The 16,387-nt window shown below is 38.7% G+C and carries 19 protein-coding genes; 1 reads left to right on the top strand and 18 read right to left on the bottom strand.

Annotated elements, in window-relative coordinates; all coding sequences use genetic code 11:
• Positions 1 to 93: 93 nt before the first annotated feature.
• From AA0Y26_RS02775 to AA0Y26_RS02715, 13 genes are all read right to left on the bottom strand, one after another.
• Entirely contained in the window at positions 94 to 1,263 is a 1,170-nt protein-coding gene (locus AA0Y26_RS02775) for a motility associated factor glycosyltransferase family protein (RefSeq protein WP_413364916.1), read from the bottom strand.
• Entirely contained in the window at positions 1,263 to 1,607 is a 345-nt protein-coding gene (locus AA0Y26_RS02770) for a hypothetical protein (RefSeq protein ID WP_413364914.1), read from the bottom strand. Before AA0Y26_RS02770 ends, AA0Y26_RS02775 begins: the two co-directional genes overlap by 1 nt.
• Entirely contained in the window at positions 1,595 to 3,286 is a 1,692-nt protein-coding gene (locus tag AA0Y26_RS02765) for a motility associated factor glycosyltransferase family protein (protein ID WP_413364913.1), read from the bottom strand. The genes AA0Y26_RS02770 and AA0Y26_RS02765 overlap by 13 nt, the downstream gene beginning before the upstream one ends.
• A 90-nt stretch (positions 3,287 to 3,376) precedes the next feature.
• Positions 3,377 to 4,189 carry a flagellin gene (locus AA0Y26_RS02760; protein ID WP_413364911.1) on the bottom strand — a complete coding sequence of 271 codons (813 nt, stop codon included), beginning with the start codon at positions 4,187 to 4,189 and terminating at the stop codon, positions 3,377 to 3,379.
• A 221-nt stretch (positions 4,190 to 4,410) separates the two neighbouring features.
• Positions 4,411 to 4,626 carry a carbon storage regulator CsrA gene (csrA, locus tag AA0Y26_RS02755; RefSeq protein ID WP_413364909.1) on the bottom strand — a complete coding sequence of 72 codons (216 nt, stop codon included), beginning with the start codon at positions 4,624 to 4,626 and terminating at the stop codon, positions 4,411 to 4,413.
• On the bottom strand, positions 4,626 to 5,069 hold the full coding sequence (gene fliW, locus AA0Y26_RS02750) for a flagellar assembly protein FliW (RefSeq protein WP_413364907.1): 444 nt from the start codon (positions 5,067 to 5,069) through the stop codon (positions 4,626 to 4,628). Before fliW ends, csrA begins: the two co-directional genes overlap by 1 nt.
• A gap of 13 nt (positions 5,070 to 5,082) precedes the next feature.
• Positions 5,083 to 5,649 (bottom strand): DUF6470 family protein, encoded by a 567-nt coding sequence (locus AA0Y26_RS02745; RefSeq protein ID WP_413364906.1) that lies wholly within the window; start codon positions 5,647 to 5,649, stop codon positions 5,083 to 5,085.
• Positions 5,650 to 5,791: 142 nt separating this feature from the next.
• Positions 5,792 to 6,715, bottom strand: a complete 924-nt coding sequence (gene flgL / locus AA0Y26_RS02740) for a flagellar hook-associated protein FlgL (protein ID WP_413364904.1) — start codon at positions 6,713 to 6,715, stop codon at positions 5,792 to 5,794.
• A gap of 40 nt (positions 6,716 to 6,755) precedes the next feature.
• Entirely contained in the window at positions 6,756 to 8,306 is a 1,551-nt protein-coding gene (gene flgK / locus AA0Y26_RS02735; RefSeq protein WP_413364903.1) for a flagellar hook-associated protein FlgK, read from the bottom strand.
• A gap of 133 nt (positions 8,307 to 8,439) precedes the next feature.
• Positions 8,440 to 8,946: a flagellar protein FlgN gene (locus AA0Y26_RS02730; protein WP_413364901.1), complete on the bottom strand. Its 507-nt coding sequence runs from the start codon at positions 8,944 to 8,946 to the stop codon at positions 8,440 to 8,442.
• Between the two features lie 65 nt (positions 8,947 to 9,011).
• Positions 9,012 to 9,272, bottom strand: a complete 261-nt coding sequence (gene flgM / locus AA0Y26_RS02725; protein ID WP_413364899.1) for a flagellar biosynthesis anti-sigma factor FlgM — start codon at positions 9,270 to 9,272, stop codon at positions 9,012 to 9,014.
• A 503-nt stretch (positions 9,273 to 9,775) separates the two neighbouring features.
• Complete coding sequence (locus AA0Y26_RS02720; RefSeq protein WP_413364897.1) at positions 9,776 to 10,759, bottom strand: ketoacyl-ACP synthase III; 984 nt, start codon at positions 10,757 to 10,759, stop codon at positions 9,776 to 9,778.
• 125 nt (positions 10,760 to 10,884) lie between these two features.
• Complete coding sequence (locus AA0Y26_RS02715) at positions 10,885 to 11,229, bottom strand: hypothetical protein (protein WP_413364895.1); 345 nt, start codon at positions 11,227 to 11,229, stop codon at positions 10,885 to 10,887.
• A gap of 478 nt (positions 11,230 to 11,707) precedes the next feature.
• Between AA0Y26_RS02715 and AA0Y26_RS02710 the strand changes: the two genes are divergently transcribed.
• The gene (locus AA0Y26_RS02710; protein WP_413364893.1) at positions 11,708 to 11,881 is read left to right on the top strand and encodes a Fe3+ hydroxamate ABC transporter substrate-binding protein; all 174 of its coding nucleotides are present in this window, start codon (positions 11,708 to 11,710) and stop codon (positions 11,879 to 11,881) included.
• Between the two features lie 259 nt (positions 11,882 to 12,140).
• Here the strand turns inward: AA0Y26_RS02710 and AA0Y26_RS02705 are convergent, their stop codons facing one another.
• From AA0Y26_RS02705 to AA0Y26_RS02685, 5 genes are all read right to left on the bottom strand, one after another.
• Positions 12,141 to 12,557, bottom strand: a complete 417-nt coding sequence (locus tag AA0Y26_RS02705) for a TIGR03826 family flagellar region protein (protein ID WP_413364891.1) — start codon at positions 12,555 to 12,557, stop codon at positions 12,141 to 12,143.
• 105 nt (positions 12,558 to 12,662) lie between these two features.
• Positions 12,663 to 13,256 carry a ComF family protein gene (locus AA0Y26_RS02700; protein ID WP_413364889.1) on the bottom strand — a complete coding sequence of 198 codons (594 nt, stop codon included), beginning with the start codon at positions 13,254 to 13,256 and terminating at the stop codon, positions 12,663 to 12,665.
• Positions 13,249 to 14,640: a DEAD/DEAH box helicase gene (locus AA0Y26_RS02695; protein ID WP_413364887.1), complete on the bottom strand. Its 1,392-nt coding sequence runs from the start codon at positions 14,638 to 14,640 to the stop codon at positions 13,249 to 13,251. Before AA0Y26_RS02695 ends, AA0Y26_RS02700 begins: the two co-directional genes overlap by 8 nt.
• Positions 14,641 to 14,694: 54 nt before the next feature.
• The gene (locus AA0Y26_RS02690) at positions 14,695 to 15,543 is read right to left on the bottom strand and encodes a DegV family protein (RefSeq protein WP_413364885.1); all 849 of its coding nucleotides are present in this window, start codon (positions 15,541 to 15,543) and stop codon (positions 14,695 to 14,697) included.
• 168 nt (positions 15,544 to 15,711) lie between these two features.
• Complete coding sequence (locus AA0Y26_RS02685; protein ID WP_413364883.1) at positions 15,712 to 16,245, bottom strand: DUF4440 domain-containing protein; 534 nt, start codon at positions 16,243 to 16,245, stop codon at positions 15,712 to 15,714.
• Positions 16,246 to 16,387 lie beyond the last annotated feature (142 nt).

Raw genomic sequence — 16,387 nt, 5'->3', positions numbered from 1 at the left:
ACTCATAGTTGTTCTCCTAACTAATATATCTATAACTATTATATCGGACGATCTACTTAAAATTACATGTTTAAAGGCTTAAAGCAAATGACTTTAAGCCTTTAATTTTTCAAATTCATCTTTATTTATTAAAGGTACATTTTGTATTTGAGCGCCTTTTACTGCTGTGTTATAAACATTCATTTTAGTATTAATACACTGTTCATTAAACCACCGCAAATAAACTTGTAAATTGGGCTGGGTATTAATATAAGAACCATCATTAGCTAGAACATTAAAATCTGTTTGGACTTTTTTTCCAGAAGTTGAGCCTATTACATGTGTATCATTACCAGTAAAACCTAAGTCTTGGCCGAATAGTACAATATTTTCATAGCCCATATATTCAATTAAACTGAAAGCTGTCGTAGCAACAGAACCACCTGTAGTTAATTTAGGAAGATTAAATTTATCAGCTGCTTCTTCTGCGAGTGTATATCCTTCTTGACACAATAAATATTTTGGTCCGAGATGAGATTTAACCGCCTCAGCACTTGCTGTAAGTAAATAATACAAAGTTCCTTTATAGTTAGTTCCCTCTAATTGTTTTTTGATACTATCTTGAGCGTCAGTTAAAACAACAGCATCTGGTATTACCCCATTACTTAACAGCACCTTCAATGCAGAACCAACAACGAATATTTCAATATCTTTATTGTTTTCTAACCAATGAATTGTTTCATTTAGAGAAGGGCCTGATGAAACTAAACAAGCAGTTTTTGATTGTTTTTCAGGGTAGTAATTTGGTATATAGTTCTTTAAATTCTCCGAAGCATTTAAGAACATTTTTCCGCTAAATTTTTTAAAAGAAATTTGATTACGTTTCATCGTATCTAATATTTCATATACCTTTGTATTAGACTTCATGATTTGAACCCAAGCATGATGGATTAATACCTGCATCTTTTTATTAATATGCAAATCAGACAAGTGGCTAACTATATGAATATGTGATGCGTAGAGAGGAATATTTTCTTCGGCAATAGCTAGTTCATTCTTATCGAAGTATAGTACATAAATATTTTTCCTTGTTTTTGTTGCTAAGTACGACAAATGATAGCCTAGCCCTAAACCTATCAAAATATAACTATCGGCTGAATCATCAAATTCCTTATCTATCCATCTTTCAGCGTCTTGTATTGGCTTATATTTACTATATAAGAAAATATCATTGACTTTTAATGTTTTTTGCCCATCAATTGCCTTTATAACATCGAATTGCATTATTCCACAGATACCTTGGCTTCTTCTATTGCCTCACAAAATGGTATAAGCTCGTATTCAAAAATATCTGCGACTAATACATAGTCTTGCATTTCTAAACCCTCATTTATTTCTAAAAGAAAGTCTGTTATCTGATTAACATCAATACTTGCATAACCGTTATTTTGATTAATTAATTTTCCTGCTTGACTTAACCATACGATACCTTCAGAAAAGTTTTTAATATTAATTAACGCTTCAGAAAAGTTTTCATTGCGTAGTTGTTCAACGACAGTAACTAAACCGTCAGATAAATTATTAATATATTCATTATACGAGTCAACTACTTCTACTAGTTCTTGCATATACTCTCATCTCCTAGCTTAATGGCACTTTTTGTGAATTTACTCATTTTTTTCATAATTTCTTGTAAACCGCCATACCACGTTATATTTTGTTGATATACACGTTCAAATTTTGCTATCTCACTTTCCTGGCTATTACCTTTATATTTTGTTAATACTTGTTTAATCAGAGGCTCCATAATAGATTGAATCATTAATTCATTTTCTATTATTTCTTTTAATTGGGCATCTGTGCGTTTTAATTTTTTTAGGGTTTCAGGCGAAAAATACTTTTTATGGAAATCTCGCTTAATATTCAATACTAAATTAAAGCAAGCCTCTTCCAAAACTGAATAAAGCTTCGTTTCATTTGTTAACTCCGATCGAATATCTTGCCAATTCACTTGAGGAAAAGAATTGATTTCGTGAATGTATGTATTTTCAGGAATAATAAATTCATTAATAAATTTTCTGAATGGATAATTCTCAATCCCCTTCATCGGAATACCACCTTCAGTACAATTATAGACACCTGGCTGATGAGGATTATTCCGTGCTAAATGCTCGAAACTTTCCTTCATAGAATAAAACGCATAATCAGAGTATACCTCTTTACCTTGATAATCAGTTGTTATAAATGCATTTCTCTTTAGTAAGTATTCTTTAGTTAGACCCTTACTAGCTCTATTACCCAGCGCATGACTTTGTAAATTAGTGTAAGCTAAGTCTTGACCAATAAATGCAATTGGCCCTGTTGTCATTTTTGCAGCTATCGAATAACAGTAATTAGCTACGCTGCCACCACCCGCAACTAATGGTAGATCTACTTTATATTTTTTCTTTACCTTATGTTGCAAATCACGATCTTCTATACCTGCAAAAATAAAGCGCTCATTTTTCCATTCCTGCTGAATTTTATAGTGACTACTTACCCCATAAATTAACCTAGTACCGTTACTTTCTACATCTTTAAAATGTTTGTAGTTAGCTTCTCCTCCATCTATACTGACAACATAATCAGGTATAATCTCATTTTTTATTAATGAATTAATGGTTGAGCCAGCAGCAATTAAGATAATATTATCTCTAATATCATTTAATAATGGAAGTTGCTTATTTAATGAAGGTCCTCCCGAAGCTATTATTATTGGCTTATTTGTCAATTCATATAATGCTGTTAGCGGCTGATCTTTAGCTAATAAAGTAAGATTGTGAATACTATTTTCTTGCCACTTCTCGCTCCAAAGTTGAATAGTATTGTCATATACAACGTTAGACATTTGAATATCTTTTACAATTTGTAAAATTGATTTATAGCTTTCCATAGCAATTTTTTCATAGTTTGGACTACATATAACTTTTACTTCTCTGCTGTAATGTTCTAATGTATTCTCTAATTGTTCTTTAAATATACTAATATCTTTAGTAGATACTACTTTTTCATCTATTATATTTAATTCATCTTTTAAAGGATCGACTACTATTATTGCTTCTTCATTTTTCATACTCTTTTTTAATTCTTCTACAATATATCCCATACCATAGCCAAATACAATATGTACATAGTTTTCCGTATATTCTTTTTGGCATATACGCTGTGCTTCCTTAATAGGATCGTATTTACTATGTAAAAGATAGCTGTTTACTTTTACGATTGGTTCACCACTTTTAGCTTGTATATACTCAATTTCATAACTCATACTACTCACCTCTCCTTTTATATCGACCTATTATATTTAAATTAAATAAACCCCCTCATTAATGAGGGGGTTTATTATTACTTTTATTAATTAACCTAATAATTGAAGTACGCCTTGTGGCTGTTGGTTAGCTTGAGCTAACATAGACTGTGCTGCTTGCATTAAGATATTATTCTTAGTGAAGCCCATCATTTCTTTCGCCATGTCAGTATCACGGATACGTGATTCAGCAGCTGTTAAGTTTTCTGATGTTGCACCTAAGTTGTTAATTGTATGTTCTAGACGGTTTTGAACCGCACCAAGTGCAGAACGTTGCGTAGATACTGTTGATAAAGCTTTGTTAATAGTTGTGATTGCTTCATCAGCATTTGCTTGTGAAGAGATACTTACTTTTGACACACCTAATGTTCCAGCAGTCATATCATCAATCGAAAGTTCAATAGATTGAGACTGGTTAGCACCGATATGGAAAACTTTATCTTGGAATCCACCGCTTAATAATTTTTGCGTATTGAATTCAGTATCTTTAGCGATACGAGTAATTTCTTCAGATAATGCATTAACTTCTTTTTGAAGTGCTTCACGATCAGAAGTTACGTTTGTATCATTTGAAGATTGTACTGCTAATTCACGCATACGTTGTAAGATTGCGTGAGTTTCGTTAAGAGCACCCTCAGCAGTTTGGATTAAAGAGATTGAGTCTTGAGCGTTTTTAGTAGCCATGTCAAGACCACGGATTTGTCCGCGCATTTTTTCAGAGATTGCTAAACCAGCAGCGTCATCGCCAGCACGGTTGATTTTGTAACCTGAAGATAATTTCTCAAGGTTTTTAGAAGCTTGAGTGTTGTTGAAAGATAGGTTACGGTGTGTGTTTAAAGCTGAAATGTTGTGTTGAATTCTCATGATAGAATTCCTCCTTGAATTGTTTATTTATGACCCACGTCCTTGTGGGAAAGCTTAGCAAAGTTTTCCTCTGCCTTACACTTTATATATCGTAACTTGTTTTTATTATTTAATAGTTTTTCTCTAATTTTTTATATTTTTTCTTATACTTAATACTTACTGCATTCCTGCCCTAAAAAACCGCTCCCTTAATAACTCTCTGGGAACGGCCGGCAAACATATTATTTTTTTATATTTTTTAAAAAATCTGCTGAAACATTCAATGCTTCTTTGTTCTGTTCTTGAATTGCCTCGAACACTTCTGAGCGATGGACTTTAACCGATTTTGGCGCAACGATACCTAATTTGACCTGATCGCCTTCGATTGCCAGGACTTTCACTTCAATATGATCGCCAATCATGATAGATTCAGTTGTCTTACGTGAAAGTACCAGCATTAGTTTTCACTTCCCACTGCGGCTTTGATTGGGAAGCGGAGAGGGTATGCTTTGCTATCTTGCAGTACAATCTGCTTTCCTACCTTTTTATTAATATTCACTATAACCGGCGCCATTAAATTAATAGTGGAATCTTTGAATGTTTCCTTTAAAGTTACAATGGAATAAGTTAGTACATCTTCTTCTTTCTCAATTTGCAGATCCTCTTTATCCTCTTCACTCAGTTCAAATATATAGTCCTGCTTGAATGCAAACGGAAAAGCTACAACAAATCCAACAGACTCTTCTTCCGTTGACTGCAATAAAGCTAATGGCAACTCTGCATCAATTGCCAATAAAATGAACTTATGTTGGTCTGGAAATCCAGGTAATCCGTATTCAAAAGTCAATACTTCGGACTCCTTGATTTCCACTTCCCCTAAAAATTTAGTGTTTATAAGCATGGTCTCTCTCCCTCTAACCGATGACATCGATTTCTATATCAGGCCTTACCAACATTGTGCCAGTTACATCGCCCGGCGTATAGTCATGGATTGGCTTGTTCACTTGAACGTCGATTTTTGGCTTTTGTGGTGTAATGGAAATATCTGTTTTACCAGGAGTGTAATCAATTTTCACAGAACCAATGGATGGAACGAATTTAATGTTATAAGGACCTGGACGTTTGGGTCCGTGATTTTGAATCGCAATCTGTTGAATGACTGCCCTTCCCTGTCCTTTTCCTGACTGTTTCATCATTTGGTTGCCTTCACCCACTCTGCGCGAGATTCCTTCCAGCATTTTTTGACGGCCAGCCTTCGCATAGTTTTCTATCGATTCTAGGGGACCGATCATGCCTATATCTCTTCTCGCTTGAGAGGAATCTATTTTCAGTTTGCCTGTTGTTGTTTCAATATCCAAAATGGCAGCCGGCTGTTCAATTGTTTGCGTAGCTTTGGGCTGTTTAATAGTTTGCCTTGGTTTTGTTATATTCAAATCCATTTGAATATCTGTTGTTGTAATCTGAATTTGCGGGATTCGCATCTGTATTCCCTCCCTGTTTAAGAAAAGTTGTATTCGCGCTTACTTACTTATTCGAATGCTTAGACCCTTCTTACACTCGAAAATTTATACTTTTTGTCTTTCAAGAAAAGCGTTTGGAACAAGTCCAAACGCCTTTTTACGTTTATCTTATAAAATCGACCAATGTCTGTTGGATGACCTTTGCACCTACCGAAAGGGCTGCTTGATGAATCGCTTCCTGTGTCACCATATCAGTAATCGTTTTAGCATAGTCCGTATCTTCATTTTGAGACATTTGCTTTGTCACATTGATACTTTGAATATCTAAACGGTTTTCCATCATCTCAACACGATTCTGACGCGCACCAACTTCAGCACGTACAGTAAGTGTTTTTTCATAGAGTCCATCAAGTGCTGGGATATTCCCACCACCGCTTGTTATCTCAAGACCTAGCGCACTACTGATTTCTTCACTTGTTGCATCGCTTTGAAGTACAGTTTCAACATGCCCCATAAAATCATCGATTTCCTTAAAAAGGTCATCACCGCGTGTGTTTAACTTCATGGAAATACCATCAAAAACATTGATTTCAATTGCTCGTCCTGCACCCTCAGGCGTAATCGCTGGATTTTGTGGACCCGTTTGATCTGTATACAGCGGCTGACTCGTATGTGTACCGGAGAAAATATAGTTTTCCCCAACTTTTGTATTAGCAATATCACGCATTTGCTCTTTAATTTGCGAGATCTCTGCATTGATTTTCTGGCGGTCCTCTGTTGTACTTGTATCATTAGCCGCCTGCACGATCAATTCCTTTACACGCTTCATGGCTTCCCCGACCTGATCTAACGCCTCATCCGTCGTATCAAGCCACGTATGCGCTTCACGAATATTACGTGTATACTGCTCATTTTTATCTAAATCGACCCGGTAACCCATTCCTTTTACCGCGACAACAGGATCATCCGATGGCCGTGAAATAACTTTTCCCGAATTGAGCATATCCTGGTATTTCGACATTTTACCGAAGCTTGTGTTTAAGTTTCGCAGCATGTTACTTGATAGCATTGATTGTGTAACGCGCATAGAAATTCCCCCCACTCTAATCTTTCTTATTAGCTAACTATTATAATCCTACCCGGCCCATGCCGTTGATAATTTTTTCCAATGTTTCGTCCACTACTGTAATCATACGAGCGTTCGCATTGTATGCTTGCTGGAATGTAATTAAATTTGTCATTTCTTCATCCAGCGAAACCGAACTTTGTGAAGCTCGGCTATTGGCAATTTGCAGGTGAAGAGTTGCGGAATTATATGCGCTGGTGATTGCTTCTTGACCTTTAACACCTAATTGGCCAACCAAAGATTTGTAATATGTCTGGAATGTCGCATTTTGAAGATTTGGCCGCGTACCCGATTGCAGTGCTGCTAAAAGCCGGATATTATCATTATTTCCTTCTTCACCAGCCACGCCGGAAGCAGCAACTTTTTTAGGGTCGGAAATGGCTGCTTTTATATCCTGTGCTGTAGTTCCTGTGAAGAAATCTACACCTTGATTTCCGTCTGAATCAAATCCAGCTGTATGCTGATTGTTAAATGCTGTGACAAAGTCGGCAACTAGTGCATCCAATTTTTTGAGCATTTCAGGATAAAGTCCCTGGCCGCCGCTATGTCCATACGCATCTATCAGTGACAATAGCTTCCCTTTTCCCGTTTCCAGATTATTATAGTTAATCGTATTTGCTGCATTAGCTACAGCATCTGCCGGCGGGTCACCTAAATCCGAGATATTGATAGCCCCGAATTCTGCATAGCCATTCGTTGCTTGATCATCAACATCGCCATCAACCGCTGTTCCATTCGCATCGACTGCCGCTAATGAAGCATAGTTTCTTCCTTCTACAAGAGTAACTTCATCACCGCCATTTGCCGGCTTGAATTTAATCGTCATAGTTCCTTCCGCGATTGCATTCGCATTGCCTCCCGACTTTACCATGGAAATGGAGACGGGAATATATTCGTTTAGCTCATCGACCAATACATCACGCGCATCATATAGATCATTCGGTACATAACCATTCGGCTCTACTGCCTGGATCTGCTTATTGATCGCTGCTATTTGCTTTAGGATAGAATTTACTTTTTCAGTAGAGACATTGAGTTCATTTCCGATGTTCCCCTGGATCAGCTTTAATTGTGTATCCATATAGTTAAAAGACTCGGCAAGTGCTTGCCCTTTTGAAATTAGTACTTGACGTCCGGCTGTGTCCTTCGGATTGTCAATAACATCCTCCATCGACTTCCAGAAGTCTGTAAATGCCTGATTAATCCCAAACTCTGATGGCTCAGTCATGATATCTTCCATTTGGTTAATTGATTTTGCTGTTGATTCCCAATACCCTAATTTATTCGTCTCCTGACGGTATTGGCGGTCAATAAATTGATCTCGAATCCGCTGAATAGAACCGGCTTCAACACCCGTCCCTAAATGTCCCGGGTATGTTGGTGAATTCAGACCTGCCATCGGATAGCCCGTAGTTGCCTGCATATTCACACGTTGACGCGAGTAGCCCAGCGTATTGGCATTTGAAATATTATGACCTGTCGTATATAGTGCAGACTGCTGCGTGAAAAGGCCGCGCTTACTTGCTTCCAGCCCCATAAAAGTTGAACGCATATTTGTTCCTCCTATGTACCCCGCCTAGCGCGGGAAATGTTTGATGAGAATGAGTGTGTACCTTCGTTCCTAGCAGGAATAGGCCAAAACCGCATTTTATGCCGCAATAAAACGGCGCATACAGCATGCACCGTTATGCTTGCGAATCATAATAAGATTTTTTTCCAACTGTGGACTCTCCGCGTACTTCTGCACCTGAGTAATTAAATGTACTTCCTTGCGGCTGTTGCGGGCGCATCATGTCCAGCGTCAGATTGACAAACTGCAGCGACTGGAAGACAAGCTTTTGGTTTAGATCATTTTGCCTTTTTAATTCGGCTAGTAGTGTGATAAGGCGCTCCCGTACTTCCCGCAGCACCTCTTTTTCAGTTCCTTCAGTTGCATCAATCACCTGTGCGACAGTTGGTATGTCAGTGAAGGCAATTCCTTTTGCCTGTAGGTAATCCGTTACCATCGCCTGACGCTGTTGCTCAAGTGTTTCAATCGCAGCTATATGTGCCTGTTCCATTTTCAGCATGTCATCGATTTGCTCCATGTCATTTGCCTTGATGAGTTCTGTTTTCTTGTTCGCCAATTCCAGTAGACTTTTATGCATTTTTTCTAGTTTCTCAAGTGTTGAGATGATGTTGCTCACTGACATGTTGGCAACTCCTTCTTCGTAAATTGGCTTTGCTATTAACTACAATTTGAGCGAAGCGCTAATTTTTAAAAACGGTAATACTTCAGCATATCCTCTGCCACTTTTTTTGCATCAACCTTGTATTCGCCGGACTGGATCTGTGCTTTTAGCTTTTGAACGCGTTCGGCGCGAGCATCCGTATATTCCGTTGCGACCTTCATTTCCTTTGCGGCAGATGAAATTTCTAATTTATCGGCGAACGATTGGCCCACCTTATTTGTCTGAGCCGTTCGCTTTGTTTGGTTATAAGGATTTACATTATTTAAACCGGTGCCATTGATTTTCATCGTGTATCCCTCCCTATCCGTTTTACAGTTATGTTTTATTTCGGTTATGAGTAACAAATGTTAATGAATTAATGAAAAAACCTACAGAGCACCTAGCAAAAGCTACTCTAAACCAGACCATTCTTCATATCTTTCGTTATTATTTGAGATTTTTTTAGACCATAAAACCTACAATTTGTATCGTCCTAATTCAAAAAAGCTTTACAAAAATAGCGGATGAATATTTTTAACTACAGCTCTTCTTACGTATTTCCTTTTTTCTCACTGTTGAACCCTGTTTTCTCTACTGGATGACCCAATAACAAATAAATACTCCCCTCTTCTATTGTAGCTTTCTCCTTATCTATTCTCATCTTTTCTGCCCTGCTATCAGCTAAATCGGAGGATGAAAGTAACTCTTAGTTTATCTATATACTGTGTACAGTCTACTAACATAAAAAAGATGCCGTCTGCAAAATACAAACGACACCTTTTTACTCTATAACTCGATAATTAATTTTATTTTAGTATTTAATGAGTGTTGCAACAAGTTCAAATCCAGCGCCGATTGTCCAGAAGATAATGTAATCGCCGCGTTTTACTTGTCCGGATTTTAACCCTTCATGCAGGGCTATGAAAGGGCTGCTTGTTCCTGTATAACCAAACTGGTCTCCCACATACACTACTTGGTCATCAGATAAATGGAACTGCTCTTTAATTTTTTGAATATTGTTCAACGAAAATTGAGAGAAGCAGAATTTTACTTGTTCAGGTTGGAGGTTATTTCGTTTAAATAATGTATCGAGCATTCCATACGTTGCATCCAGGACGATACCGCCATCAAACGGAACTGTACGGGCATACTTTAAATCATTCGTTTCACGTATGCCCTTTGTCAGCCCCTCTGCTGGATACATCATCTTTTCTGCAAAAATGGTATTCACATGATAGACAGAATCCATGAACCCTGTATCTTCTGCTGTTCGTTCGACAATAATGGCAGCAGCTCCATCAGCAAAACATGTATAGCACAATGGATCTTCCGGATCGCTGATAAGTGACCAATAATCTGCCCCGACGATTAAAGCGTATTGAATCGACGTATTGGACTTCATATAGTGACTGACCTGCTCTAAAGCTACAGTCATTCCAGCGCAGTTGGCATTTAAATCATAGATGATTGTTTCCGGTTTAGGCTGCAGATGGTTGAATAAACGAACGGCATTCGATGGCAGCGTCGTCTCAGGCGTTTGTGTTGTGAATATAATCATATCTAAGTCCGTCGCTTCGAGATTCGCTTTTTGCAGGACAGCATTGACAGCTTCTATGGCCATCGTTAAAGGTGTTTCATTCGGGTCATTCACAATATAACGCTTCTCTCTACCCATCGCCTTTAAAAGACCTCGTACATCTTTTCCCTGCTTATCAAAATGCTCAATGTAAAATTGATTATCAACTTCATTCTGTGGATGGTAAATTGCTACGTCTTTAATTTTAATATTGTTCATCGGCTAAAACCTACCCTCATCTTTCAACACTCTGTAATACGGTTGGAGCATTGTATTATTTAATCATTTATAAGAAAAGAGAAATAAAGAGTTATAGAAGCACTCTACAACTCTTACAAGATTTATTAAGCAAGCACTTCAGCGTTAGTCAATCCAGCTGTACGAGCTACTCGTGATAATTGCATTTTGAGAATCGGGTCATTTTGAGTCAGAAAAATCACCTTTTTAAAACCAGCTTGACGGTATAGCTGCATCGCTCCCGTTAATTTCTCACTTAATTCAGGTGTTAGCACTTTCATGCTTTTGCAGTCTACATGAAGTTCAAAGCTTGATGCATCAATACTAGCAACTGTTCGCTGGAATTCATTAGCAAAGCGCTCCGCCTCAGCTACCGTCATTTTATCTCCTACGCTAACATCAATTTTTTTAGCTAAAGCATTTTTGTTAATTTTGTAAGTGTCTACCGTCATTTTACTTTTCTCCTCTAATAAGAATATATGTAAATAATGGTTTAAGTAACCTTAAACAGTGCTACTTTACCAAAAATATGCTGAACTGTCAAACAATTTAGGGTATTTTTACCTTACAATAAATAATCCCCGCTAAATCTTAAAGCCTCCATTTTTATTTACTATTAGTTATAATTACTCACCAATTTTTATTGCTTTTTCTCTAGTTCTTTTGATTCTAAAAGAAAGTCTCGATATTTTGAAAAAGCTGCACAGTTCGGTCACTTTTCAATATTTTTTGTATATAGGGATATTTATATTCTTCAAAGAAATAGATTTTCAACGATGGAAAAATAGATTATAAAGGGTGAGATTTAGAGGCACTGCTAAAAAATGAAGATAGGATGGGCTGGGGTTTAACATCATCTTCTCATTTTAAATACTGTATAGTAAAATTATGGATATAAAGAGAGCTAAATAGTTTAAGGAGGAGCGTAAGGTGACATTGATAATTCCAGAATGTATCTATTGTAAGAAAGATATTGAAAAGGACGAACAAGCATTAGTAATCGTACCGTATCCCAAGAAAAAAGGGTTCACAGAAATTAAAGCATTTTTAAATATAGAGGGAAAATTTATTTGTGAGAACTGTAAAGAAAAACTCAGTATATAATCAGGCTCTTTTTAACAATTCACTTATTGGATTATCGTTTTCTTTGTAATAGCCAGTGGCAAAATCGTTTACAAACCCATTTTGTTTATGGGGACATATAGATTTGAGAACTTACCTTCAAATTTCATTTTAAAAGTATACCTCTTCCCAAGAAACCTAAAGTATGAATTGCCAGATCCCCGATTGCAGGTTACTAAAAAAGATACCGCCTGTACAATACAGGCAGTATCTCTATTACATAAAGCAGTCGTCAGCTTCCTTATTTTTTCTTCCGCTCCGCATGATATGTGGCACGGTCCTGCTCGAGGATGCTTTCGCGAAACTCCTTTGCTGCCTCAAATGTACGTAATTCTGACTCGATTTCATCAGTACATTTTTCACAAAGCTTCCCTTTGTTTGTCAGGCGTCCACAGTTATCACATGGATAGCCTAAGTTCGGGAACATTGCTGGATGCAGCCGCCCTTTTCTCACCCATTTATAGAGCAGCTCACGCTCCACCCCTGTTGCTTCTTCAATCCGGTCTACCGTTGCTGCACGGTTTTCGCGTTTTCGTAAAAAGCGATAGACGACCTGATATATATCCTCTTCCTTCTGCGCACAGTTGTGACAAACTTCTCGCAGCCCTGTATAGTTGAAAAATGCCCCGCACATGGGACAGTCGCGTAATTCTGCCATGAAAATTCCTCCGTATATTTCGTTCTACTTCAGTTAGCTCAAGTATACATGATTCGCTATTAAATATGAGCAGCCTTTTCTAAATATTGTTTTTTTGACACAGTTTCACCCTCGGATCAGGGTAAAGGAGGCTACAGACTTGGCCCCAGCTTCAAGAAGGGCCTTTTTGGCATGCTCGATTGTTGTTCCTGTCGTATAAATATCGTCAAACACCAGGTAATGAAGAGCCTTCACCTCACCTACTGCACGAAAAAGCTGTGGTGTATTCAATCGCTCTTCCCGCGTCTTCTTACTTTGTGTATCGGTCGTTGTCTTTTCAAGTAAAGTCATATAAGGAATTTTTGCAGCCTTTAATAATTCCTCTACCGGAGAGAAGGTGCGTTCTACCAGCTTTTGCGGGTGCATCGGTACTGCCACAATTATCCGTTTTTCATTTTTTAATGCCTCGTGAAGCTGCTGCTGAAATACTTTAGCAAGCACGACATCATACATAAATTTATAACGGTGCACATAGTCCTTCATCGGCTCATTATATTTATAAAGGGAGCGGTGTTCAGCATTTGTTTCGGTTGTTGGCTCGAATTCTTCCTTACAATGCGGACAAATGGCTGGCGAAAAGCGCTCGAGAAACGTAAGCCATGATACTTGTTTATTAAGCGGCTTGTAGCAAAGAAGACATTTATGTACTTCCTTATACATTAGGGAACCCCTCCCTGTTCAACCTCTCAATTTCCTCCTTCGCCGTATCCATTTCTATGGTGATTCCATGATAAAAAAAGACAATGTCCCCGGTTGGAAAATGTTTATTCCTGCCCGCTCTTCCGCTGATTTGGATAAGGGCACTCGCCGTAAAAATTTCCCTTTCAGCTCCGACAACAGCGACCTGTACATTTTTAATGGTAATCCCTCGTTCTAAAATAGTCGTTGTCAGCAGCCCCTTTAGTTCTTCATTTCGCAAACGAATGACCTTGTCCTTTCGATCTACATCCTCGGCATGAACTGCCTCTATGGCTGGATCTAACTGCTGAAACAATGAAACGGCCTGCTCCATCAGTTCAATCGTCGGGAAGAAAATAAGGAAAGGCTCGCTTTCCGTTATTCTTTTCATCGTCCACTCTTTTAGTTTTTTAGGAATACGCCGTTTTTTAATCACCTTATCATATCCCCATAAGCTGCTAAAACGGGGGACAGGAAGAGGATAGCCATGATAGCGGCTCGGAATAAAGGAATAGCTTCCTGTCTTTTTCAGCTGCAGAAGCTCGGCGGAAGGCGTAGCCGTAACGAACGCAATCGGAGCCTGCTTCTTTTTAGCCTTCTGAACAGCTTTTTGCAGAGAAGGGTCATACGTATATGGAAATGCATCTGCTTCATCCACAATCATTACATCGAACGCTTCTTCAAATCGGTACAGCTGATGTGTTGTAGCAATAACAAGCGGGGCATGCAAGAAGCTTTGCGGAGCACCTCCGTATAGTGCGTGTACCGTAGTTTGCGGGAATACTTCTTGAAGGCGCGGGGCAAGTTCCAGTACAACATCTGTCCTTGGTGTAGCGATACATACCCGCTTTTTTCTATTTAGGGCATCATGGATTGCCGTAAACAAAATTTCTGTCTTTCCTGCACCGCACACCGCATGAATGAGGTGGCTTTTCCCTTTCCGTATGCTATCTGCCAATTCATTAGAAGCTTTTTTCTGAAGCGGCGTGAATTCACTTTTCCAGTCGAGCTTGTGACGTTTTTGCCCAACAGGCGGTGGGCCTTCCCATATAAGCAGTTCAGTACAGCTGCTCATTCTTCCCATCTGGATGCAATGACGACAATAGGTACATGTTTTTTGACAGCGTGAGCACTGATAGAAAATAAACCAGTTTTTATTCGTATTTAAACATCGGTTGCATATTGGCCCTTCCCCGATCGCTGTCTTTACCTTCAAAAGCCCTCTTTTAATGTAGTAGTCTACCTTTTCCTTCGGGAACGGTGCTGCTTCCCTTGACCATATACGCCCTGTAAAGAAATTCTGTAGATGGGGCTCTATCAAAAATCCCTTATACCTTTTAAACTTCACTATTTTATTTAGTTTCATTTTCCCTCCATAGAAAAAAGCGGCTTCTACTTAAATAGTAGAAACCGCCTTCTATTAGTCTTCTTTTTTCATCCAGCCTATCGCAATAGCACCTTCGCCTAAATGCGTGGCAATAACCGGTCCGAAATAACTAAACTTAAAATCAACTGTCGGGAAGTCCTGCTGCAATTGCGCAAGCCATGCTCGTCCCTCTTCCTCGCAGTTTGCATGGATCACGACAGCCTGTAATTTCTCATAGCGCTGCGCCGACTCCTTCAGTAGCTCTTCTACACGTCGAACTGCCTTTTTGCGTGTTCGGATTTTTTCGAACGGAACAATCTTCTTATCGACAAAGTGCAGAATCGGCTTTACCTGTAGTAACCCGCCAATTAATGCAGCAGCGGCAGATAGTCTCCCGCCACGCTGAAGATGCGCTAAATCATCTACAATGAAATAGGCGTTCATCGTCGTTTTTAGCTCGTCAAGCTTCGCGATGATTTCTTTTGCTGATGCGCCTTGTTCTGCCATTTTTGCTGCTTCTATAGCGAACATACCTTGAGGGCCGCAAGCTACCTCGCTGTCAAACGCGTAAACTTCTATATTATCTACCATATCGCCGGCCTGTATGGCACCCTGATACGTCCCACTAATGCCGCTTGATAGATGGATTGTAACTATTTCATCGTATTCTTTTGCAAGTTCTTCAAAAAGCTCTACAAATTTTCCAACGGGTGGCTGCGTCGTTTTTGGAAATACTTTTGCCCCGCGCACCTTGTCGTAAAATTCGGAGGCTGTAATCGTTACTTCTTCCTCATACGTGCCGTCTTCTAAATTTACACTAAGCGGTACCATGCGGATATTATAGCGTGCGCGCTCTTCTTGCGTTAAATACGCTGTACTATCTGTTACGACTGCAGTTTTCATTTTCCCACTCTCCTATGCTCACTAGTTTACCGTATCCGTAATAGAATGTGAATGCCCAAGTAACAGAAAAAACGCCGTTAAGGATACAAAAATATATTCCGCAACCGATTGGCACGGCAACATAAAAAAGCGCCCTTGGACTTTTCCACGGGACGCTTCTGCTATTTTTTATTCATTTTCACCGATATAATAAACACTCGATACTTTCCAGTCAGCGTCTTCCTTAACGAACACTGTTACCTGGCGCCCAGCACTTGATACTTGTGTATCTGTTTCTTCTTCTGTCATATCGACCGTAAGATTAGCAAATACCTGCGCTTCCTTATCGTCATATTTTACAATCGTCACATCATCCGCCTGACGGTTGATTGCATACATTTCAAAAGCCTTCTTTGCTTCCTCAAGATCTAAATTATAGTCAAACCCTTTAGCATTTTTTGATGTTGTTTCACCATACCGATCAAGATCTTCGGCATTGAAAGCATCTATATATTCATTAAACGCAGCAAGAATTCTCTCTTTTTCCTCTGCCGGAACATTTGCTGCTTCTTCAATAGAGTCACCCATTACCTCAAAGCCGACTGTTCCCTTATCAATAATTTCTTGCGTATCTTTCTCTGTAACATTATCTTTTTCTTGTTCTGTATCCCCACAAGCAGCAAGCACAAGTACTGTCATTACTGCTAACAACCATTTTTTCATTGTTCAAAACCTCCCGCGCAATATTGTAGCATAATTCGCATATGTTATGACGAAATAACGTATGGAATGTTGCATGAAATATGGCAGAGTATTGTCTTATTAAAGCGAAAAACAGCATAGTTCCAGTCTATATTCCTATTTC

Source organism: Lysinibacillus canaveralius (assembly GCF_047301505.1).
In the GTDB taxonomy this organism is placed as follows: Bacteria; Bacillota; Bacilli; order Bacillales_A; family Planococcaceae; genus Lysinibacillus_B.
This window is presented reverse-complemented; position numbering and strand designations above follow the sequence as displayed.